This is a genomic window from Pedobacter fastidiosus (genome assembly GCF_014306625.1).
In the GTDB taxonomy this organism is placed as follows: domain Bacteria; phylum Bacteroidota; class Bacteroidia; order Sphingobacteriales; family Sphingobacteriaceae; genus Pedobacter; species Pedobacter fastidiosus.
The window spans coordinates 424,355-447,448 of record NZ_JACRYL010000001.1; the positions used below are offsets into that span (position 1 = coordinate 424,355).

The 23,094-nt window shown below is 35.0% G+C and carries 20 protein-coding genes; 4 read left to right on the forward strand and 16 right to left on the reverse strand.

From position 1 onward, the window contains the following. The first annotated feature begins 31 nt into the window (after nucleotides 1-31). Complete coding sequence (locus tag H7U22_RS01775) at nucleotides 32-991, forward strand: 2-hydroxyacid dehydrogenase (protein WP_187069619.1); 960 nt, start codon at nucleotides 32-34, stop codon at nucleotides 989-991. A gap of 426 nt (nucleotides 992-1,417) precedes the next feature. Here the strand turns inward: H7U22_RS01775 and H7U22_RS01780 are convergent, their stop codons facing one another. From H7U22_RS01780 to mutL, 7 genes are all read right to left on the reverse strand, one after another. Continuing rightward, on the reverse strand, nucleotides 1,418-4,144 hold the full coding sequence (locus tag H7U22_RS01780; protein WP_222621775.1) for an alpha-2-macroglobulin family protein: 2,727 nt from the start codon (nucleotides 4,142-4,144) through the stop codon (nucleotides 1,418-1,420). Nucleotides 4,145-4,362: 218 nt separating this feature from the next. Further along, the gene (locus H7U22_RS01785; protein ID WP_187069620.1) at nucleotides 4,363-4,536 is read right to left on the reverse strand and encodes a hypothetical protein; all 174 of its coding nucleotides are present in this window, start codon (nucleotides 4,534-4,536) and stop codon (nucleotides 4,363-4,365) included. Between the two features lie 117 nt (nucleotides 4,537-4,653). Next, nucleotides 4,654-5,286, reverse strand: coding sequence for a nitroreductase family protein (locus H7U22_RS01790; RefSeq protein WP_187069621.1), 633 nt, complete (start codon nucleotides 5,284-5,286; stop codon nucleotides 4,654-4,656). A 90-nt stretch (nucleotides 5,287-5,376) separates the two neighbouring features. Then, nucleotides 5,377-6,486 carry an endonuclease/exonuclease/phosphatase family protein gene (locus H7U22_RS01795; protein WP_187069622.1) on the reverse strand — a complete coding sequence of 370 codons (1,110 nt, stop codon included), beginning with the start codon at nucleotides 6,484-6,486 and terminating at the stop codon, nucleotides 5,377-5,379. Further along, on the reverse strand, nucleotides 6,486-7,340 hold the full coding sequence (locus H7U22_RS01800) for a rhomboid family protein (RefSeq protein WP_187069623.1): 855 nt from the start codon (nucleotides 7,338-7,340) through the stop codon (nucleotides 6,486-6,488). Before H7U22_RS01800 ends, H7U22_RS01795 begins: the two co-directional genes overlap by 1 nt. Beyond that, complete coding sequence (locus H7U22_RS01805; protein WP_187069624.1) at nucleotides 7,333-8,070, reverse strand: rhomboid family intramembrane serine protease; 738 nt, start codon at nucleotides 8,068-8,070, stop codon at nucleotides 7,333-7,335. The genes H7U22_RS01800 and H7U22_RS01805 overlap by 8 nt, the downstream gene beginning before the upstream one ends. A 28-nt stretch (nucleotides 8,071-8,098) precedes the next feature. Next, a complete protein-coding gene (gene mutL / locus H7U22_RS01810; RefSeq protein ID WP_187069625.1) occupies nucleotides 8,099-9,934 on the reverse strand; it encodes a DNA mismatch repair endonuclease MutL in 1,836 nt (611 codons plus the stop codon). Between the two features lie 550 nt (nucleotides 9,935-10,484). Here mutL and H7U22_RS01815 point away from each other — a divergent pair. Continuing rightward, nucleotides 10,485-12,119: an amidohydrolase gene (locus tag H7U22_RS01815; RefSeq protein ID WP_187069626.1), complete on the forward strand. Its 1,635-nt coding sequence runs from the start codon at nucleotides 10,485-10,487 to the stop codon at nucleotides 12,117-12,119. Beyond that, nucleotides 12,106-13,923 carry a serine hydrolase domain-containing protein gene (locus tag H7U22_RS01820; RefSeq protein ID WP_187069627.1) on the forward strand — a complete coding sequence of 606 codons (1,818 nt, stop codon included), beginning with the start codon at nucleotides 12,106-12,108 and terminating at the stop codon, nucleotides 13,921-13,923. Before H7U22_RS01815 ends, H7U22_RS01820 begins: the two co-directional genes overlap by 14 nt. A 378-nt stretch (nucleotides 13,924-14,301) precedes the next feature. Here H7U22_RS01820 and H7U22_RS01825 read toward each other — a convergent pair whose 3' ends face one another. The 9 genes from H7U22_RS01825 to H7U22_RS01865 all read right to left on the reverse strand — a co-directional run bounded on the left by H7U22_RS01825 (nucleotide 14,302) and on the right by H7U22_RS01865 (nucleotide 21,825). Further along, nucleotides 14,302-14,901 (reverse strand): tetratricopeptide repeat protein, encoded by a 600-nt coding sequence (locus H7U22_RS01825; RefSeq protein WP_187069628.1) that lies wholly within the window; start codon nucleotides 14,899-14,901, stop codon nucleotides 14,302-14,304. Nucleotides 14,902-14,928: 27 nt separating this feature from the next. Beyond that, on the reverse strand, nucleotides 14,929-15,462 hold the full coding sequence (locus H7U22_RS01830) for a hypothetical protein (RefSeq protein WP_187069629.1): 534 nt from the start codon (nucleotides 15,460-15,462) through the stop codon (nucleotides 14,929-14,931). A gap of 41 nt (nucleotides 15,463-15,503) precedes the next feature. Further along, complete coding sequence (locus tag H7U22_RS01835) at nucleotides 15,504-16,220, reverse strand: sterol desaturase family protein (protein ID WP_187069630.1); 717 nt, start codon at nucleotides 16,218-16,220, stop codon at nucleotides 15,504-15,506. Between the two features lie 272 nt (nucleotides 16,221-16,492). After that, entirely contained in the window at nucleotides 16,493-17,155 is a 663-nt protein-coding gene (locus H7U22_RS01840; RefSeq protein ID WP_187069631.1) for a hypothetical protein, read from the reverse strand. A gap of 141 nt (nucleotides 17,156-17,296) precedes the next feature. Beyond that, nucleotides 17,297-17,710 carry a hypothetical protein gene (locus H7U22_RS01845; protein WP_187069632.1) on the reverse strand — a complete coding sequence of 138 codons (414 nt, stop codon included), beginning with the start codon at nucleotides 17,708-17,710 and terminating at the stop codon, nucleotides 17,297-17,299. 38 nt (nucleotides 17,711-17,748) lie between these two features. Further along, nucleotides 17,749-19,191: a hypothetical protein gene (locus H7U22_RS01850; RefSeq protein WP_187069633.1), complete on the reverse strand. Its 1,443-nt coding sequence runs from the start codon at nucleotides 19,189-19,191 to the stop codon at nucleotides 17,749-17,751. 68 nt (nucleotides 19,192-19,259) lie between these two features. Continuing rightward, nucleotides 19,260-19,853 carry a Crp/Fnr family transcriptional regulator gene (locus tag H7U22_RS01855; protein WP_187069634.1) on the reverse strand — a complete coding sequence of 198 codons (594 nt, stop codon included), beginning with the start codon at nucleotides 19,851-19,853 and terminating at the stop codon, nucleotides 19,260-19,262. A 57-nt stretch (nucleotides 19,854-19,910) separates the two neighbouring features. Beyond that, on the reverse strand, nucleotides 19,911-20,753 hold the full coding sequence (locus H7U22_RS01860; RefSeq protein WP_187069635.1) for a DUF6929 family protein: 843 nt from the start codon (nucleotides 20,751-20,753) through the stop codon (nucleotides 19,911-19,913). 109 nt (nucleotides 20,754-20,862) lie between these two features. Continuing rightward, on the reverse strand, nucleotides 20,863-21,825 hold the full coding sequence (locus tag H7U22_RS01865; protein WP_187069636.1) for an isopenicillin N synthase family dioxygenase: 963 nt from the start codon (nucleotides 21,823-21,825) through the stop codon (nucleotides 20,863-20,865). A gap of 296 nt (nucleotides 21,826-22,121) precedes the next feature. Between H7U22_RS01865 and msrA the strand changes: the two genes are divergently transcribed. Beyond that, entirely contained in the window at nucleotides 22,122-22,721 is a 600-nt protein-coding gene (gene msrA / locus H7U22_RS01870) for a peptide-methionine (S)-S-oxide reductase MsrA (RefSeq protein ID WP_187069637.1), read from the forward strand. Nucleotides 22,722-23,094: the final 373 nt, after the last annotated feature.

The window sequence follows — 23,094 nt, forward strand, 5'->3', positions numbered from 1 at the left end:
AACAGCTTAAAAATTACATTGTTAATTCAGGATGAAAGTATTTATCAGCGGAAATATAGCGCCAATTGGTTTAAAGCAATTGGAAGAAAATAACATCGAAGTAACGCAGTGGAAAGAAAATCGACAAATCACTTCGGAAGAATTAATTGAGGCTTGTCAAAATCAGGATGGTTTAATTAGTGTAGGTCCGAATAAAATTAATGCAGACTTTTTAAATGCCTGTAAACATTTAAAGGTAATCGCTTTACATTCAGTAGGTTTTGATCAAGTAGATGTTAAAGAAGCCAATAAATTGGATATTGCAATTGGCAATACACCGGGTGTTTTAAGTGGAGCAACTGCAGATACTGCTTTTTTGTTAATGTTAGCTGTATCTAGAAAAGCATTTTATCTGCACAAGAAAATTTTAAAGGGAGAATGGAAAAATTATGAGCCCACTCCAGAACTTGGAATTGAGCTGAATGGAAAAACCCTTGGTATTTTCGGAATGGGAAAAATAGGTTTAGAAATGGCGAAAAAATGTATTGGAGCTTACCAAATGCCTGTTATTTATCACAACCGAAGCAATAATGAGGAAGCTGAAAAAGCAATTGGTGCCAAGTATGTTTCTTTTGAAGAACTTTTGGCACAAAGTGATGTGTTGTCTATTCATACCGCTTTAACAGATGAAACGAAAGATAAATTTAATCTGGACGTTTTTAAACAAATGAAGCGAGAAGCTATTTTTATCAACACGGCAAGAGGCGGTATTCATAATGAGCATGATTTAACGGAGGCTTTGGAGCAAGGTATTATTTGGGGAGCTGGTTTAGACGTAACCAATCCCGAGCCTATGTCCGCAGATAATCCTTTGTTAAATATGGAAAATGTAGCGGTGTTGCCTCATATTGGTTCGGCAACTCAAGAAACTAGAAATGCCATGGCAGAAATTATTGTTAAAAATATTCTTGCTGGTATAAAAGGCGAACCACTTCCACATCAGGTTAACTAATCTCTTGGTAGCAGATCGCACAGCCATATTGTCATTCTTGCGTATGCGGGAATCTTAACGCGAAATAAAAGCAGAGTTAAATCATTCTTCCCAAGGAACTCCTGCAGGAGCGATTGCCAGTTAAAGTTGAGAATGACGTGGCATTGAGAACGGCGGATCGCACAGCCACATCGTCATTCTCGCGTATGCGGGAATCTTAATGCGAAATAAAAGCATGGTAAATAATTATCCCAAAGTGACTCCTGCGGGAGCGATTGCTAGTTAAAGCTGCGAATGACGTGGCGTTTAGAACGCAATCGCACAGCCTCGCCGTCTTTCTCGCATATGCGGGAATCTTAATGCGAAATAAAGCATAGTCAAAATTATTAACCTAAAGTGACTCCTGCGAGAGCGATTGCCATTAAAAGCTGAGAATGACGAAGTATTTTACTTCACCGTATATCTAAAAATAGATCTTCCCACGTTTCCGCTTGCATCAATACCTTCTACAATTACTTTGTATTGTCCGCGTCCGTCTGCATTGTAGAACTCGAATGATGAATTTCCGGTTGCATCGGTAACTACCTTCGGATTCCAATAAATAGTGGTTCTTAAATCATTTCTATTCATGCTTGCTGGTGCATCATATTTTGGCGAATAGAATTGTTTTTCTTTGCTATAACCTTGTGGAGAGAAAGTTACCTCGTAATTTTTTGGTAACATATCCATCAGCTGTGCCTTAGAAATTTTGGTTCCCTTTGGTGCTTTTTTCTGGTTGATCACAATTACGCCATTAATGTTGTTTGCTCTATTTACCAAGCCAAGCTCATCTCTCAAAAATACTTCAATTGATTCTATTTCATTTGGATTTAGCGTGTTGATTTGGTTGGCATCAACGTTCATTCCGTTAATAAAAATCCCCATCGGAATTCTTCCACCTGCATTATAATCTCTCGTTACATAAAAAATGTTATCTATATAGGTAACGCCAGGAAGCATGGTTGATAAGCAGTTTATCAGCAGATTACAACCCTGTAAACGATCGCCAGAAATTTCATGATCGGCCATTTGGCTTAATCCAGAAAGTGCCGGATAATCTTTATGACTTACCTTCGGGATAGCTGCGGCCTTAATAACTACATCTTTCAAAGTATGTAAATAAGCGTATTGTCTTTTACTGTTATCAAGATAGGTATTTAGTGCGCTATCAATGTTTAATACTTCATCGGGGGCGCTAAAATTTCCGCTAATTGCAGGAACTGGCGAGCCGGTAAGACTAACCACCATGGCTTTATAATTTACATTGTACTTCGCCGAAATGGTCACTTTGGAAGAATCATTGAAAACCAGATTCTGAAATTTAAAATTCCCAACTGGATCTGTCGTGCCTTCTAAATTAAAGCGCTTATCTGGAATGGTTAACAGCAAAGCGCCTTTTCTAACAGGAATTCCATTCGCCATTCTCAAAATACCTGCAATCTGAATTCCCTGCTCAGGCAAGAAATCTATTTTGGGCAACTTATTGGCTAATACATCGGTATAGGCAAAACTGCGGAAACCTTGGGTAAGTAAGAGCACATCAAGATCGGCGTTTTTCTTTGCATCAGGTGCATTGAAATAATAATTTGGTTTTTCTACATAACCTTTAACATCGCTACTTAACAATAAGCCTGTTAAAATTGTGCTTGAAGCATCATCATTAAAAGGAACCTTTGTTTCATCAATAACTGCTACAGAGAAACTGCCTTCTACGGGAGCGCCATCTTTTTTTGCCGAAACATTTATTTTAACTTTTTTCTTGATTCCATAGCTGGCAACAGGACTCGTTACACCAATTGTTAAACCTGTTTTGTGTTGTACAAATACAATCCGCTCACTCAATGGTTTCCCGTTTTCGGTAAATAGAGTAAACTGCGCAATTCGGGCTGGAAATTTAGATTTTAATATAGACGTTGTATATTCTTTATTGGATAAAGCAGTTTGTGCGCCATAACAGATTACACCTTTACTTTGAGCAACCAAATAAAACTTTTTGCCTTGATTTTGCTGAAAGAAGCCATCATTGGAAGCAATTTTTACAGTGATATTATCAGGATTGCTATTGTCTATATTAATGCCGATTCCACTTTCTGTAACGGCTGGTAAATTGTAGTTCTGTGTAGTGCCATCAGCATAAGTAACGCTGGCTTTATATGTTTTTCCGGCTTCTGCTAAAAGTTGAAAAGAACCCATCCCTAAATGCTGTGCAGTAAAAGTAGCAACCTGTTTCCCATCATTATCGGTTACAGTTCCTTTGGAACTTATTCCAAGTCCATCGCTTTTTATAGCTTTAAATGCAACTTTGGTGGTAAGCCCTGCAATTAAACTTCCACCCTCTGGGAAGAATTGAAAATCTTTATTAATAATGGCATTTTTAAGTTGGAAACTCGTGCTTGCAATATCTTTGTCAGTTGTATTGATACTTGTAACCAACTCGCCTTTTTGTAATTGATATTCTGCCTTCTGCGCTGTGCTCATCGAGATGGTTAAAAACCCATTTGCATCAGTTGTTCCGCGTCCTTTTGCAATTACGGTATAGCTGGTAACAACCTGCCAGGTTACATTTTTATTAGCATAAGGTTTATTGTTGGCATCCTTAAACTGGACTCTTGCATCAATTTTTTCTTGTTTATCAGTCGAAGTATTTTTGTATGAAATCTGTGTTTTTAGTTCTTTATCAATTGCTTCTCCTATGAAGAAAGTTTTATTAAAAAAAGCTGGGTTTTCAAAGTTCAGCATCCACAAGGTGTAGGCTCTAATGTGATAATTGCCCTGTTTATAATTTATTTGATCCAGTGGGAAGTTGCCATAAGCCAATCCGCCTACAATTGGAAGTTTCAAAGTTTGGATTAAGGAATCGTGCTGGTTAATTACATCGACATAAATAATTTTACTAATTCCCGATAAAAAATTCTGGTTCTCGGTAACGTAGGCTTTGAACCAAACTGTATCGGCTACGGCATAATACGGTTTATCAAAATGGAGGTAAATTTTCTCGGCTGGATAGTCGTTTAAAACTTTATTGGTTTTTGCAATTAGCGAATTAATGCTAATGGTATCGGTTTGAGCCGATGAAGAAAAGTTTAGTACAGATAAAAGAGAAAGTATTATAAACGATATTCTAAAAATCTTCATGAAATGGAAATTAAATACTGATGATGTAAATATATCCAATTATAAATAGAGCGCCTAGAATGTGCAGATGTTTAACATTTTTTTACATAAAAATCTCTTACATTTTTACAATCTAAGAAGATTAAAAGTTTTGATAAATCTTGCAGGCATCCAAAGCTTTGACAACTTTTATTGGCAGAGTGCTCAAAAGTTGTCGAAGCTAAAATAATCAAGAATTTCTAGCGTAAAGTTGCCATCAAAATTTTTGGTAAATTTTTTACGTATCCAAAGCTTTGACAACTTTTATTGGCAAAGCGCTCAAAAGTTGTTAAGCTAAAATAATCAAGAATTTCTGGCATAAAGTTTTGATAAATTTTGCAGGCATCCAAAGTTTTGACAACTTTAATAACCAAAATGCTTAGAAGTTGTCAAAGCTGAACATTGATATAATTTGTTCGTAATGATTTCTAAAAACAAAACGAGCCAATAAATTGGCTCGTTTATAAATGGTACATTGGGATGTAAATTTCTTATTTAAATTCGATAACGAATTCGTTCATTGGTGTACGTACTTTTTTAAGGTTTACCAACCAATCTCCAGCTTCGTCTCTATTACCTAAAGGCAATAAAGTTACACTGCGTAATCCTAGTTTATTTAAGCCTAAAAGTTCATCTAAAGCTGGTCCGTTAAAGCCTTCCATTGGTGTAGAATCAACTTTAAGCAATGCCGCTTCAGCAATAGCAATTCCAAAACCAATGTAAGCCTGACGGGCAGCATGGTTAAAGTTTTCTTCGGCAGATTTAGATAAAATCATACCTTTTAGTTGCGTTTTATAAGCATCTGTTGCATCCAATGGTAAACCGCGTTCAGTATTCATTCTATTAAAAACAGCATCAATACCTTCTTCAGTATAATTTTCTTGTGCAGCAAAAACTAACAAGTGAGAAGAATCTACAACCTGAGACTGATTGAAAGCGATTGGAGCAATTTTTTCTTTAAGCTCCTGGTTAGTCACCACGATAACTTTGAAAGGCTGTAACCCAGAAGAAGTGGGCGCTAATAAAGCGGCTTGTAAAATTTTATCTACTTTATCTTGGTCAACCGGCTGACCATTCATTTTTTTTACGGCATAACGCCAGTTAAGGGCATCTATTAAGCTCATATTTATGATATTTTTTTCAAATTTATGAAGCAAATATCAGTATTAACTTAAAACTGTTTGTTGATGTATGGTAAGAAAATGCGAATTATGCTATGGAGTTTTAAACTTCAAATCGCTTCTAACTGGAAAATGATCTGATAATTTTGCTTGTGTAATGTTGTAATTTAAAACATCCAAATCCTTGCTTGTGGCGATATAATCAATCTGGAAATTCGGGAATTTACCATTATAGGTTTTTCCGAAGCCTGAGCCTTTTACGGTAAATGTATTATTTAAACCTTTTGTAATCTGATTAACTACATAAGATGCTGGTGTATCGTTAAAATCTCCAGCTATAAAATATGGGGTTTTGCAATTGGCCATTTCCCTTTTCATTACATCAACTTGGCCACTGCGTTCTTCAAATGCATATTTTAACATTCCCAAAATCCGCTTAGAAGCATATAGTTTTCCTCTCGTTTTTTTAGTCAGTTGATCTATAAATTCATAATCCTGTGGCTGAAAACTAATCGACTGAAAATGAACGTTAAAAACTCGCATAGTTTTGCCGTTGATATCAATATCGGCGTAAATGCTCATGTTATCGCCATTGGCTTTAAAAAGAATTTCACCTTTATCTTTAATTGGATATTTAGAAAATATTGCCAATCCGAATGCTTCGTAATCATTTTTAATGGCCGGACGGAAATAATAATACTTCGCATTAAGTAACCGTTTTAAACTATCTATTGTATTAAAATCGCCTTTATAGCGAGTATAAAACTCTTGAAAACAGATTACATCGGGATTTTGATCTTTAACAACTTGGAGCATTTTCTCTTTTGCCGAAACGGTGTTGGTTTCTCCAAAAAGTTTAAAGCTATGTACGTTATAAGTCATTACCCTAACGCTGCCCTCAACCTTTTCTGAAGTTCCGGTATCGCCACCAAATCCAAAAGTAGAATGAACGGTTTTGTAGCCAATGGCGATGATGAAGAATGTGATCAATGCAAAAACCCACTTCTTGCTTAAAACCCACCAAACTAAAAAGATTACATTAAAGAAAAGCATAAAAGGATAGGCAAGGCCGAAATAAGCAACAAGAATGCTTTTTCGAGGATCTATACCTGCCGCTAAAGTTCCTATGAAAAGAGAAATTGCCAATATTACTGCTATTGGTAAAAGTATTTTATCTAAGAAATTGTATTTCCGTTTTGCCATTAATCTTTACTTGCCTTGAATAATTTTTCTTTTTCTACAGGGGTTAAAGTGTCGTATCCTGATTTTGATATTTTATCTAAAATCGAATCGATTTCCTGTTGCGAAACACCCGTAAAAGCTTGTTTTTTTATCGGCTGATCATTTTTTACAACCCTTAATTTTGGTTTCCGCTCAAATAATTTACTCCAGTCATTTCCGTTCTGCAAGCTTTTTATAAATACGAAGCCTAATATTGCGCCACCAATGTGAGAAAAATTTCCACCTTCATTACCAGAACCAATACTAATAAAATCTAACACGAAATAAACAATTGCTATCCACTTAATTTTTACTTCTCCAATAAGCAAAAGCATAATGGTGTAGTTTGGAACCAAAGTTGCAGTTGCGGTTATAATTGCCATAACAGCTGCAGAAGCACCAATAATGGTCGCATCAGTTAAACTTCCGTTAAACACCGGGAATAAATTTAATGCAGCTACGGCAAATAAGCCTCCAAAAATGCCACCTGCCAAATAAACAAAATGAAACTGACGGCTTTTTAAAAAGTTCATAAATATGCTTCCGAACCAAAAAAGCCCAAGCATATTAAATAAGATATGGAAAATGCCAGCGTGGAAAAACATATAAGTAGCCACGGTATAAAAATGGGTGGGAAGCTTTGAAAATTCTGCAGGTAAAGCAACGTAATCTGCAATCAAAACCTCGGTGCTTAAAACTCTGCCGCCGAGATAAAATACAACAGAAGTTATGGCAACCAACAAAAATACAATGGTATTTAACCCAATGTAAAAATATAGCGGATTACCCGAACGGAATACTTTGAAAATTAAATCTTTAAAAAAATTATTATTCATAAAGCGTATAAAATGTATCGTTCTTGTCTTTCCAAATTTTAACTAATATAAAACCAATTAAGGCCCCGCCTAAGTGTGCATAATGAGCAATTGAATCTCCTTGTATTTGTGCAACTCCTAAAGATAATTCAACTAAAATATAAATAGGAATAATATATTTTGCTTTTACAGGTACGGGAATAAACATAATCAACAATTCTGCATTTGGATAAAGCATCCCGAAGGCAACCAATAGACCAAAGATTGCACCCGAAGCACCAACCATTGGGCCGAAATATATCCCAGCCAAAGTTGCGGATTGTGATTCATTAAAAAGATTGGGATTATATTGGCCCCTAAATAACATTTCTAGTGGAATCTGCCCTTGATCTAATATATGCCCGGTTATTTGATACACCTCAAAAGCCTGAACCGCCCATTGTAATAATAGCGCCCCTAAACCAGTTATAAGATAAAATATAATGAATTTTTTAGTACCCCATTTAGATTCTAAGATTGTACCGAAAGAATATAAAGCAAACATGTTAAAAAATATGTGCGCTATACCGCCATGCATAAACATGTATGTTATCGGTTGCCATATCTCAAATTTGGGCGAATTGAAATAGTATGCACCTAAATAAGTGCCCAAATCGATTCCTTTTTGCCCCAATAACCAAGTTGCAATAAAAAATAAGATGTTAATAATTAGTAGGTTTTTAACTACTGGTGGAATATATATATTGTTCATTTAGTGTATTTCTATTTTGTCTTTAAGCTTACTTTTCAAACTTTTTATCTAGCTCTGCCAAAGTGATGGTTTGAATAATCGGCTTTCCACTAACGCTAAAGTTAGGCGTTTTACAAGCAAAAAGCTCATCAATTAAAGTATTGATTTCTTCTTGACCCAATGCCGTACCTGCTTTAATGGCACTGTTTTTTGCTAAACTTCTTGCTAAGCTATCGCGTTTACTTAATTTTAATTCTTGTTGCGAATTTTTAAAACCCTCAATTAACTGCTCAAATAGTTGGGTTTCATTCACATTGCTACTGCCTAAATCAACAGGAATGCCTTCTACCACCAACGTGTTTTTGCCAAATTCGCGTACATCAAAGCCTAAACTTTTTATATCATCCAACAAGCTTTTTGCCAATTCAAAATCGTTGGCATTTAGGGTAACGGTTTGCGGAAACAAGCTCTGTTGCGAAGCGCCTTTTCGATCATCGAGATGTACGAGAAAACGTTCGTAAAGGATTCGCTCGTGCGCCATTTGTTGATCGATTACCATTAAGCCAGATTTTATTTGCGAAACAATATAACGATTGTGCAATTGCATATATTGCTTTTGCTTGGTTTCTAAAACGGCATCATCAGCATAAAACGAAGTTTGTTCGATAACAGGTTCTTGGGTAATTTCATAAAGCGAACCCCAATTTTTTGCGCTTGGTTTTGCCTCGTAATTTCTGCTCGAAGATGAATATCCTGAAACCGAACTTTTATCTGTAGCAAAAGGATTAAAGTCTGGATTAAAATTTATGCTCGGTGGTACAATATCTTCAACAGCTTTTTGCGTAATCATATTGCTGAAACCAGTTTCCTGATCAAAATCTAAAGTTGGAGAAATGTTATATCTGCCAATTGATCTTTTAACAGCTGATTTTAAAATGGCATAGATAGATTTTTCATCTAAATATTTAATCTCCGTTTTTGTAGGATGAACGTTTACATCAATTTTTGCCGGATCAATTTCGATAAACAAAACGTAAAGTGGGTAGCTATCATCAGGCAGTAAATCATCAAAAGCCGAACTTACTGCATGGTTTAAATATGGATCTTTTATAAATCGATTATTTACGAAAAAGAATTGTTCGCCACGGGTTTTCTTGGCAAAGGCAGGTTTTCCGATGTATCCTTTTAGGTTGATAATTGTGGTTTCTTCTTCAACTGGAACTAAGCGTTCGTTGTAGTTATTACCGAAAAGATGAACAATCCTTTGTTTTAAATTGCCTTTCGGGAGATTAAAAATTTCCAATCCATCGTGGTGCAAACTAAAAAATACGGTAGGGTGGGCAAGCGCAATACGTTGAAATTCATCAATAATGTGGCGCATTTCTACCGGATTGCTTTTTAGAAAATTCCTCCGTGCTGGGGTATTAAAAAATAGATTTTTTATGGCAATCTGCGTTCCTGGTGATGTGGCAACAGGTTCTTGAGAAGTTACCTGAGCACCTTCTATCGTAATACAACTTCCAATTTCATCCTCATGCCTGCGGGTTTTCATTTCTACCTGAGAAATTGCGGCGATAGAAGCCATTGCTTCACCACGAAAGCCCATGGTACGGATGGCAAACAGATCTTCAGCCTTTTTTACTTTTGATGTTGCATGGCGTTCAAAACACATTCTTGCGTCGGTAACACTCATGCCACAGCCATTATCAATAATCTGAATCAGCGCTTTACCAGCGTCTTTTATCACCAATTGAATTTTATCTGCGCCAGCATCGATCGAATTTTCGAGCAATTCCTTTACCGCAGAAGCAGGTCTTTGAACAACTTCTCCGGCAGCAATTTGGTTGGCAACAGCATCAGGCAATAGATGAATAATATCAGTCATGTAATGTGGCAAAGTGAATGCGCTAAATTATGCAAAATAAGCTTAAAGAACCCTGTTTGTTTAAAACTCAACACGTAAATGACTGTATATTATCGCAAATAAGTTGTAACCTTCTCCAGTTTATATAATTAATATTTATTTTAGAAAAGCAGGCTTCGGTGCTTATCGGTTCCGAAAGTCCTGTGCCAAAGGCACTCCCTTTGAGCCATACACTTTACTCGTCCAATAAAAAATTGTCCTCGTGCTCGTTTCTGTCAGGTTTAAATTACTTAAGCAATCTGTTATTACACTCAACCACCCCCAGCCCCTTTTTGAAAATAAGGAGCGGAGTTAGGTCGTGCAAGATTATTGGCTTGTGCTACTATTTAATCATTGCACACAAATTCCTTTCAGTATTTCCTGTTTTGCACGAACGACTCCCCTACTAATTTAGGAGGGGCAGGGGGGTGGTTATTTTACACTTGCCAACCAAAAACTTTACAATTATTCTTATTTATTGTAAAGTCGAATTTACAAACATGAGTAATTACATTTTTCTATCTTTATCAATATGAAATCCTTTTTAACTGCATTAGTTATTGTAGCCACACTTGCATCTTGTAGCAACAAAAAGCAAGTTGATGTAATCGTTTACAATACAAAGATTTATACCGTTAATTCAAAGTTTGATACTGTTGAGGCCTTTGCAGTAAAAGACGGAAAAATTTTAGCGCTTGGTAAAACCGATGAAATCAAAAGCAAATATGCTGCAAAAGATGAAATTGATGCCAGTGGTAAAGCAGTTTATCCAGGTTTTATAGATGCGCATGCACATTTCTTTGGTTACGGAAAAAGCTTGCAAACAGCAGATTTAAGAGAAACAAAATCGTGGGATGAAGTGCTTAAACGGTTAACTGATTTTGCTAAAACACATCCCGATGGCTGGTTAATTGGTAATGGTTGGGATCAAAATGATTGGGCAAATAAAGCTTTTCCAACTAACGAGCAACTTACTTCGCTCTTCCCTAATCGACCAGTATTTTTAAACAGAATTGATGGACATGCTGCAATCGCCAATCAGAAAGCGCTTGATGAAGCTGGAATAAAGCAAGCCAAAGTTTTAACCGGTGGCGATATGCTTACTCAAAATGGAAAGCTAACGGGTGTTTTAATCGATAATGCAGTTAGCTTGGTAGAAAGCAAAATTCCATCTCCCGATGCCAAACTTGCAGAAAAGATTTTTACTGATGCACAGAAAAACTGTTTCGCTGCGGGTTTAACTACCATTGATGATTGCGGTTTGGATTGGAGAGCGGTAGAATTTGTAGAAAAACTTCAAAAGGAGAATAAGCTAAAAATGCGTTTATACATTATGCTTTCTGATAATCCAGAAAACTACGATTATCTTTTTAATCGCGGCGCAATAAAAACACCTCGTTTAAATGTTCGGGCTTTTAAAGTTTATGCAGATGGAGCATTAGGCTCTCGTGGTGCTTGCTTATTGCATCCATATAGCGATATGCCTAATAAAAGCGGTTTTCTTTTAAAGGATGTTAAACATTATGAAGAAGTAGCTAAGAAAATTGCATCTGGCGGTTTTCAAATGTGTACACACGCCATCGGTGATTCTGCAAATCGGGTAATTTTAAAGATTTATAATGCTGTTTTGAAAGGCAAAAACGATAAGCGCTGGAGAATAGAACATGCGCAGGTTGTAAACGAAAACGATTTCGATTTATTTGGAAAATCGAGTGTTATACCTTCAGTTCAGCCAACTCATGCCACATCAGATATGTATTGGGCTGGCCAGCGGTTAGGCGAAGCTAGATTAAAAGATGCCTACGCATATAAACAATTATTAAAACAAAACGGCTGGATTCCTCTGGGTACCGATTTCCCTGTTGAAAACATTAATCCATTATTAACGTTTTATGCAGCAACGGTTCGACAAGATTCGAAAGCATTTCCGAAGGGAGGCTTTCAAAAGGAAAATGCATTAACGCCAGAAGAAGCTTTACGTGGAATGACCATTTGGGCTGCCAAAGCAAATTTTGAAGAGAAAGAAAAAGGAAGTTTGGAAGTTGGCAAACTTGCCGATTTTGTAATTTTAGATCACGATATTTTAAAATCGAACCCACAGAACATATTAAAAACCAAAGTATTAAAAACCTATCTGAACGGAGAAAAAGTATATGAAGCGAAATAGATTATTTATTCTGGCTGCCGCAAGTTTCTTTAATGTTTTATGTTTATTGGCCTGTGCCCAGGAGCATGTTACCAACGAGAAAAAATTATCAATAACAAATGCCATTACCCAAACTACAGTTTTACTGAATAATCAAGATTCTATTATTCCGCTTAAAAATCTTGAGAAAAAGAGCATCGCTTCTGTAAGTTTAAGTTTTGCTTACAGTTCTGTTTTCGATAGTTTGGCCAATAAGTACGATAAAATCACTTCTTTTTCAGCTGATTCTTACAAAGACAGCGTTAACTTAAATGATTTGGAGGATGATCTGAAATATTACAGTACGGTAATCATTTCGATAGATGATCAGAGTATTAACAAAGCAAAATACATTAATTTTATAAACAGCATTAGTAAAAGTAAAGAAGTTATCGTCGCCTTTTTTGGAAATGGAACAGCTTTGAAATCGCTTGATATTTTAAAATCACCCTTGATATGGACGGCCCAAAATAATGCTGATGCCGCATCGGTTATCCCACAATATATTTTTGGAGGCATTGCAGCAACCAACAAACTCAAAACTAATTTTTCAGTCCGTTATACCATCGGTTCGTGTTTTACAACTTCTGTAACTAGATTAAAATATACCGTTCCGGAAGATGCTGGTATAAACTCCAATAGTCTTAAAGAAATTGATGCCATTGCTGCTGAAGCTATTGGACAAAAAGCCACGCCCGGTTTGGTGGTTTTGGTTGCAAAAGATGGTAAAGTGATTTTTAACAAAGCTTATGGTAACCATACTTATGATGATAACATTTCAGATAAGGTAACAGATATTTTCGATTTGGCATCTGTAACCAAAGTTACCGCGACAACGCCATCGGTTATGCGCCTTTTTGAAGAGAACAAATTAAAACTCGATACAAATATTGGTGCTTACATTCCAAAGGCTCGTACAACCCCAATGAACAATATCCAGGTTCGGGAAGTAATGTTGCATCAAGCTGGTTTTATCCCATACATTCCTTTTCATGATTACGTGAAAACTGGAGATTACAGTCGCGATTCTTCTGCAGCTTTCCCAACTAAAGTTGCGGACAACTACTACATAAAAAAGGGGTTTTTCAAGGATTTTATGTGGCCTAAAATGCTCAATTCGCCGATTAAAACCCGTGGCCAATATGTGTATAGCGATATTAGTATGTATGTGATGAAGGATATTGTAGAGCATATTAGCGAAGAGCCTTTAAACCAATATGCTTATGAGAATTTTTATAAACCGTTGGGGATGCAAACTGCTGGTTTCTTGCCTAGAAATCGATTTAAGCAAGATCAAATTATCCCAACGGAAGATGATAAATATTTTAGAAAAACCTTATTGGTTGGCTACGTTCACGATCAAGGTGCGGCGCTTGCAGGAGGTGTTTCTGGCCATGCGGGATTATTTGCTAGCAGTAATGATATGGCTATTTTTTATCAAATGTTATTAAATCGAGGTACTTATGGCGGAAAGGAATATTTTAAAACCTCAACCGTTGATATGTTTACTTCGAAACAATCGAATGTAAGTCGTAGAGGTTTAGGCTTCGATCGTTGGGATCCAGATAGCACCAAACATTATCCATCTAACTTGGCTTCGCCACAAACTTACGGGCATACGGGTTATACAGGAACTTGTATTTGGGTAGATCCATCTCGAGGTTTGGTTTATGTGTTTTTGTCAAATCGAGTTAATCCAACAGTAACCAATAAACTATCTGATTTAAAAATTAGAGGCCGAATTCAAGATGTAGTAAACAAGGCTATTGATGAATCAAAAAAATAATCAAATTGATTAATTTAGATTTGACAACTTTAATAGCCAATAGGATAGAAAGTTGTCAAATCTTACCCTAATTATAATACTATGGTGCCTGAGTTCGTTTCTCCACGAAACAACTTAATCTTTAGATTTTGAACAGTTTTTTAGATTTGATAACTTTAAGAGCCAATAGGATAGAAAGTTGTCAAATCTTACCATAATTATAATATTATGGTGCCTGAGTTCGTTTCTCCACGAAACAACTTAATCTTTAGATTTTGAACAGTTTTTTAGATTTGACAACTTTAATAGCCAATAGGATAGAAAGTTGTCAAATCTTACTATAATTATAATATTATGGTGCCTTGGTTCGTGTCTCCACGAAACAAAACAATTTGAGATTTAATCCTCCAACAGCGTTACACAATCACTACTTAAAGCTTTCAGCCGATCACTAATTGTTGCTAAAGCTTTATCGTCCTTCATGTTTTTATAAAGGTTTTTAATCATAGCTAAAGTTTCATCATCTGGATCGCAAGCCTGAGACTTTTCTAAATATTTTGCTGTTTTCAAGCTTGATTTCTTTAGCTCATCCAACGCTTTTTTGTAACCATCGCTATCTTTTGCTTTATCAATCCCGCTTAACTTTTGGTTCAGCGCTACACATTTTTTATAGTACATAAAACCCAATGCACGATAAGGAACATAGTATCCTGGAGTAATTTTTATCGATTCTTCATAGTAAGGAACAGCTTTTTCTATTTCACCATCTTCTTCGTATAATCGCCCAAGGTGATAGGTTACATTTCCAAGTTGGGTTTTCGTCAATTCCGAAGAACGTTGCAATAAAGCAATGGCCTTGACCTTTGCTTCGGGCTTTTCATCAGCATCCATTCTCACTTGAAGATAATCGAAATAAAGATCTTTGATGTCTTGCTTTTGAGCATAAGTAATTTGCGTAATCAAGAGTGCAAAGAAAGTGGTTAAAAGTATGTTTTTCATAAAGTATATTTTCAGGTGTATAATTTTTTACAATAGATTGAAGGTTAAAAAATACCAATATCCACCTTGATTTATTATTGACCACGCTAATAATTTATGTGTTTTGGGTTCAAAAAGTAATGCTCCAAGTGGCTCTTTTTTTGGATTTCGTTTATCATAAAATGTAAGTGTAAAAGGACGTACCTCATTTAATTCTCCATCTTTGTCAAAGTGCTTGTAAAAGGATGTATGATCCTTAAAAAAACTAGTAGATATTAAGTCTAAATTCTCAATACCTACAGAGTCTGCATATCTAAAGATTTTTGGGAAAATCATATCAAAAAACTTTATCCGTCCTGTAATTCTGTTCTTAGCTGTATCGGCTAACACATTATCAAAGTAAACAAAATTTTTAAATACAAAATCTCTTTGTGTGGTATCATATTTCTTGTTTTTGAAATATTTAAACATGGCTTCCATAGTTTTATAATTCTTTTCTTCGGCGCTAGTTTTAGATTGTGCAAAACAGTAAGATATTGACGGAAGTAGAAATAGGATAATTATTATCTTTTTTACAAACATAATTTTTAGATATACAATATGGCTCAAATTTAAAATAGTTATTACTTATGTACATCCCTAAATTTAAGCATATCCATTAAACGTTGCTCTTTTTCATTGTCGAAACCACACGATGTTTTAAACTCTTTAGGATTTTCATAAGTGCCAAATAACATATCCCACCAAACTATATCCCCATAATTATTAGAGTGTTTTTCATATTCGTGATGAACTCTATGCATTTCTGGTCGTTGAAAAATATAACCGATCCATCTCGGAGTTTTAACGTTAGTATGATAAAAAAATTCTCCTAAGGCGGTGCATAAAGTATAAAATCCTCCCGCTTCGGGGTTTAAGCCTAATAAAGTATAAACCAGAAGACTTCCAATAATTGAATTTACAGTCATTTCCAAAGGGTGTTTATAAAATGAAGTAATTACTTCCAAACGTTGTGGACTATGGTGAATTTGATGAAAACCTAACCATAAAAAATCGAATGTATGTCTCCAACGATGCCACCAATAAAAAATAAAGGTTGCAATAAAGTATGCGATTATTCCACCTAGCCAATTGGGAACATAATTAGATAAATGAAATAAGGAAGCAGAAGAAAACCATTTTTCCCAGGTAAAACCTGCTAAAACTACAATGCCAAGTTGAATGAAGTTAACGCCTAAAACTCTGATTGTCCAAGTAGGAACGCTAGGCAGTTTCCAGCCCGGTTTTAACCGCTCAATGAGAAAGCAAAAACCGAATGTGATGAAGATTATAAGTAACATAGATTTTGAATTTGTTATTCAAAACTACATCCATTAAATCACCCAACTTTTGACAAAAGTCAAAAAATCATTTAAAAGAAGCGCCTAAGATTTTTTAAGTGTCAGTCGGTCTGAAATTATCTTTCTAGTTTAAGATTGATTCTTACGTAATGCTGATGTATGAGGTTTTTATGTGTTTTTTTTGCTTTATTTCCATTCAAAGTGCTGGTTTTTATTTTAGTGACCGCTGGAAAACGAACACTAATACTAGAGTGAGAGGTTAATTGGTTTTATTAATTCCAAAGCCTATTTTCTCGTTGTATTTTCAAAATATCAATCATCTCATTCTGGAAATATTTAGGGTCGTTTTCGAGTATTTCTTTTAAGAATGGCTTTTTTTCTATTAGAGAATTGAGGTATTTATAAACAGAATCACTTTTCTTTGAGTTGGCACACAAAGACGTTTTTGCACTAGCACCAGCAAGAAATAAATTTCTATCAGTTCGATTTTCCACGTATTGTATATTTTCAATAATATGATCAAGGTATTTTGTGTTTCCTGTTGCAAAAAATGAAGACCAATTCATGGTATTTAACGTTATAGATACTTTAGCTTTTGAATAAACGGTATCAATATTGGACGATAAAAGGAAAATCATTAATCGTTTGATCTTTGGTTTCTTTAAAAGGGTTATTTTATTGCCGAAATCTTTTTTTATAGCTTCATCATTTAAAAATACTGCACCATAGAATCCGGTTACAATGGAGCTTAATATCTCATAGTCCATTTGCGTTTTGTTCAAATAATCAATGCTCTTTTCAACAATGCCACTGTCTTTGGATAGGTGATAGTTGCTTAATATCTCACTAAAATCTTTGTCGATATTCTGTGCCAAGACTTTTTTTGATGAAAATAAGATAATAGATAAAAGGAGCGTAATCAGTAAATTTTTCATATTTTTTTTATTTGATTTTAACTGTAATGTGTGTTCTTCAAAACTACGACCATTAAATCGCCCAACTTTTGACAAATGTCAAAAAACAAAAAAGCTGACGATTTTCGTCAGCTTTTGAACTTCTATCTTGATAATCATTATTTAAATATCAGTTTGAGTTATTTGTATTTTTGCCTTGAAACCTTTAATGATTAGTGCTGTAGAACTTATTAGAAACACAAGCAATGGGAAAAGAAAATATGGCTTTAATTTTTGATAATTTAATATGTTAGATAAAAACACTTCGTTTGCCAATAAGATAACCAAAGCAATAGCTAATTGATAACGATCGTTATATTTTTTCGCGAAACATACTATTGAAATTGACGCTGTTACTGAAATACCAACAAAACCCAATAACCATGATATTTCATATCCACCTGTAAATGAATCAATAATATCAATAAAAAATTGGTATAAACACAAGAGAATACCAGCAAAGTTGGGAATCCCATGTGGACCTAATCCGTTGATAAGTAAAAATGAGATTATTGAAATTATTTTTAGGTATTTCATAATATTAATTAGTTGTTTTTTGGTCTAATTATTATGTGTTATCTATCGCGAGTGCTTGGGCTATTACATGTTCTTTTGGTTTGAGGAGCATTTCCGTCATTACTCGTAGCATAGGGTTGGATGAGTTTCCATATTGTATCAGGCATGGTAATCCCCTTTGTATCAGTGACACCAATGATATTTAATGTGTCTAAAACTGGATTGGCGCAGTTATTTGTTGCTAAATTATAATCAGTTAAAGAGTAAGCAATGAACACATTCATAATTTTTTTCAATTGATCTGCTGTAATGTCCCCATAATTAGTTGCTACAGTATATCGATGGCCACTATCATCACCCATTATTCCTGGGCCACTAATAGTTGCAGGAAATTCATTCCTTGGATAAAAGCCAACTGTCATAACATTGGCTCCTTGCTTAATTGTAATAAAGGCATGCCCTGGTAACGATTTAAAGGTTTTTTGTGCATAAACCGTTAACTTAGCCGGTCTACTTTGATCAAAGCAACTAAAAAATTTTTTCATGTTTACTATTGGACTCTCAGGTGGTGGAGGCAATAAGTAATTGCTATCTGTACCTCCCTCTGCATCATCACCTCCTCCACTACCTCCACCACTGCCACCATTGTCTTCTGGATTTGTTGGTGGGTCTGGAAACCAAACGTTTTCGCAAACCTGTTGTTCACTATACTCTACTAAAGACCAAGTTACCCCACACCAGTTTGGGTTCATGTTACAATTAACAACCATTACAGCTCCTAGTGAACCACCGCAAGCATAACTGTCAGGCAAATAAACGCAATAACTCATTTCTGTATGGCAAATTGTTTCTATTGAAGATAGTAATTGCCTATTTGCACCAACTTTTTTTAATATTTCTACTCCTCTTTTTTTATAAGCTTCGCTTACAACTCCGTTTTTATAATCAATAATAAAAGATTCTGTTTTCTCTAGATTTCTGAGTAACAAATTTCCTGTGAAATTTTTCAAAGAAATTCTTCCGGGTGGATTATTAGGGATAGGATCATTTTGATTTACAGGTAGATAATACATTCCACAATAGAAGTTTTTCTCATTTTTTATTATTAAATATGATTTCGAGCCTTGTTCTTCAACAATAAGAAGTTTGCCATCTTTTGTTAAATTTCCAATAAGTGGATAGAAAACATAAGACACGCTATCACTTACAACCTGAGCGCTCGGGTGGCTCCAGTCTGGAACCCAATTTAAGTTTGGATTTACTTTTGCCCTAAGTTTTTTATCAAGTTTTTTTAAATAGAAACTCTTTTTAATTGCTTCCAGTCTACTTTCAAAATCAGGCGAAGATTTTAAGAGTACATTTTTCTTTGTCGAGACAGGCTCAAGTTGTTCTTTTTCTCTTGCATCCTTCTTACAAGAGTTTGCAAAAAGAAGCAATAGACATAAAAATAATATTGTTGTTTTCGATTTAGGGTGATTGTTAAGTTTAGATTTTAAGTGCATAGATTTTGTTTAAGTGAAACCAAAACTACACCCATTAAATCACCCAACTTTTGACAAAAGTCAAAAAATCATTTTTGCTTTCTAATCCTGCTTAATGTTTCCTGAGAAATCCCTAAGTAAGATGCAATGTGCCCTAACGACACTCTATTGAATAATTTGGGATTATGCAACATCAGCTGATCGTAGCGTTGCTTGGCACTTAACATTCTTAAATTATTGGTTTGTTCCTCGTTGCGGATGTAATAATATTCTGTGAGTTTCCTGCCCGAATAATTAAACTCCATAAACTGAAGATACATTTCATCTAATTTATCTCGCTTAACAGCAATCAACGTAGAATCTTCAAGCGTTTCTATATATTCAAAACTTGGCTGACCGGTAAAAAAACCATAAACAGAAATAAGCAGTTCGTTTTCAAACAGAAACCAAGTATTAGTTTCCTTGCCTTCTTTATCAAGATAATAAACCCTTGCGCCACCGTTTACAATAAAATATATGGTATTGCTATGGTCTCCAGCATTTAATAAAATGGTTTTCCTTTTAACTCCAACAACCTCGCTATTCTTAATTATGGCAACTTTTATTTCTTCGCTAAGCGGATAAATTGAATTAAAAACTGCAAATATTCCCTGATAATGAGCTGGATAAGTTTCGTTAGGCATAGCTAAAATTTATAACGGGATGTTATTAAGAAACAGGGAGAATATTCAAATATAGAATTATGAATTTAAAGTACACTTATAAATAGTAGTATTCAATTCTTCAGTATCTCGATCTTCGCAAAGCAAAAATTCAATTTTATTTTCGTACTCTTTCAGTACTGTAATGCCCTCAAATTTTTGACTGTTTGAGATCTTATGGATGAAGTTAAGCTTCAATGTGTCTAAATCTAGGCAACCTAAAAAGCTTCCCAGTATTTCTCCATCGTTATAGGTTGAGCTTGTATCTTCGGCAGTAGAGATGAAATAGATTTTGTTTTTATGTAAAACCGCATCGGTAAAAGATGAGGCGATATGATTAATGTTTGGAAGCAAAATTCGAATGAATGAAGTTTTTTCAGCCTTAGCCAAACTAGATCCCGCTATTTTAAAAATGCCATTTGTTGCAGATTCTCCATTTCCACGATTAAAAAGCAACCATTCAGATCCAGTAAAAATGGCGCCTTCGATATTAAAGTTTTCATGATTTATGGAAGATGCTGATCTTAGTTTATTGTAAACATCTGTTAAATCTGTCTGCGTAATTTTTTTATTTACCAGATCATATTGAACCATCAAATTTCGCTTGGCTGTTGATCCAGACCCTAAAATATACAGTACATTTTCATGTTGACATAATACCTCGAAATCGGGTTTTAAGGCTTTCGGAATATTCTCTGATGGAACAGATGGCCCTCCAAAAAACAGTTGAATTTTGTTCAGGCTTTTGGTGCTTATGTTGTATTCATAAAGATAACTACTATTGTCGCCAATAACATAAAGCAGGTTATTGGATAGAAATAAACCCGAAGCTGAGCCAATCCCTTTAATCTGTGCAAAAGTTTCTAAATGTATATTATGCATGGTTTTAAGGTAATAAAAAAGCATCGGGTTTTGGCCGATGCTTTTACTTAATTGGTTTTTTTTGAGGTGCCAGACTTCAAACTCCCGACTCCTGACATCCGTCTAAAATTTATTTCTTCAATCCAATTTCTCTTAATCTTTCATCAAGATATTCTCCAGCCGTCATATCGCTATACACTTTAGGGTGTTCAGCATCAATGGTTGAGGGTAAACTTGCCAAATCCATATCACTTCGTGGATGTAAGAAAAATGGAACCGAGAAACGAGAAGTTTTCATCAATTCGCGAGGCGGATTAACCACTCTGTGCGTGGTCGATTTTAATTTGTTATTGGTTAAGCGTTGCAACATATCGCCTACGTTTACCACAATATCAGTGTGATGCGCTTTGATTGGCAACCATTCGTTACTTCGGGTTAAAACTTCCAAACCATCGGCACTAGCGCCAATTAATAAAGTAATCAGGTTAATATCTTCATGTGCACCCGCACGAACTGCATCATCTGGAATAGTTTCGGGATTTTCTATCGGGAAGTAATGGATTCCTCTTAAAATAGAATTTCCGTTGTGTACGTGTTTGTCAAAATAATCAATAGGTAATTCTAAATAAGTTGCAATGGCACGTAAAAGATGCGTTCCGTTTTCTTCTAGCTTTTTGTAAATGCCACCTGTTACCTTATTAAAATCTGGAAGTTCTTCTAAGATTTCATTGTCCGGATATTGATTTTTAACAGGATCACCGTCTGTAACTTCTTGCCCAATTTGCCAAAATTCCTTTAAATCTGGAGTTTTAGCGCCCTTTGCTGTTTCTTTTCCTGCACTTGTATATCCACGCTGACCAGCAAGCTCTGGTTTTTCGTATTTTCTTTTTGTTTCTACTGGTAAGGAAAAAGCTGCTTTAATGTTTTCATAAAGTTTGTCAATCAAATCCTGACTTAAACCATGATTTGTGATCGTTACGAAACCAGAATCGTTGAATGCTCTTCCAAGTTCATCAGAAAATTTCTTGCGTTCTTCTTCAGTTCCGTTAATGTACGAGCCTAAATCTAAACAGGGAATATACGGTGTAGACATGTTTTTTAATTTTAATGTAGTACGAATTTAAAAAAGAATTGTTAATAAGTGTATTCTAGGTTGAAATTATAGATTCAATAAATTAAAAATCAATAATTTAAGTTATTAACACTAACAAGAGATTCCACAAAATGTTAGATTGTCATGTAAAATCCATTATTAATCTCCCAGAAACTTTAGGTGATTTTATTTCGTAATATAGTAGAGATTTGCCACAGAGACTCAGAATACACGGAATTAATACACCATTCTCCGTGTTTTAATCCATGTTTCGGTGGTATAAACATACACACAATATGAAAAAAATAATTTTAATTTTATTATCAGTATTGGCTTTAAATCAAGCTAATGCGCAAGGGAAGAAAACCGAAAAGGCAACTTTCGGAATGGGATGTTTTTGGTGTACAGAAGCTATATTTCAGAAATTGAAAGGCGTTGTTTCCGTTAAATCTGGTTATGAAGGCGGACAGTTGGAAAACCCTACTTATGAAGAAGTTTGTACTGGCTTAACCGGTCATGCCGAAGTTTTGGAAATTACTTATAATCCAATGGAAATTACATATTCCGATTTATTGGAAGTTTTTTGGAAAAGCCATGATCCAACAACATTAAACCGTCAAGGTGCAGATAGCGGAACGCAATATCGTTCGGTTGTTTTTTACCATACACCAGAGCAGAAAGCTTTAGCCGAAAAGTATAAAACAGAGTTGAACAAAACTAATGCCTATGGCAAAAAAGTGGTAACCGCTATTGAATCTGCTAGGCCTTTTTATGTTGCCGAAAATTATCATCAGAATTATTACCTAAAAAATGGTGATGCCCCATATTGCAGATTGGTAATTTTACCGAAGCTAGAAAAGCTTGAGAAAGTTTTTAAAGCAAAGCTGAAGAATTAATATTGAGAAGGATATATAATTTTCTAAACCCCGTTTCTTATTTGATAAATAGAAACGGGGTTTTTATTTGCTCCGTTTGCTAATCCGGATGGTTTAAACTGCTGTGGATAGCATGGAATTAATTTATTTAAACCGTATTGGAGCGATATACTTTTTTAAAGTTTTGACAACTTTAATAGTAATATAGAAAGAAAGTTGTCAAAACTTTAAAGCGAAAATCTCTTCTTTATCGAAGCGAAAAGTTTTGTTGATGTTTCATTTTTTCATTGCCAGATCCTTTCCAAAAAACCCACTTTCATTTAACAATTGTCAATTAACCAATTTGAACAATTAAACAATTAACCATTTCTCAAACATTCCGATGCTAAATATT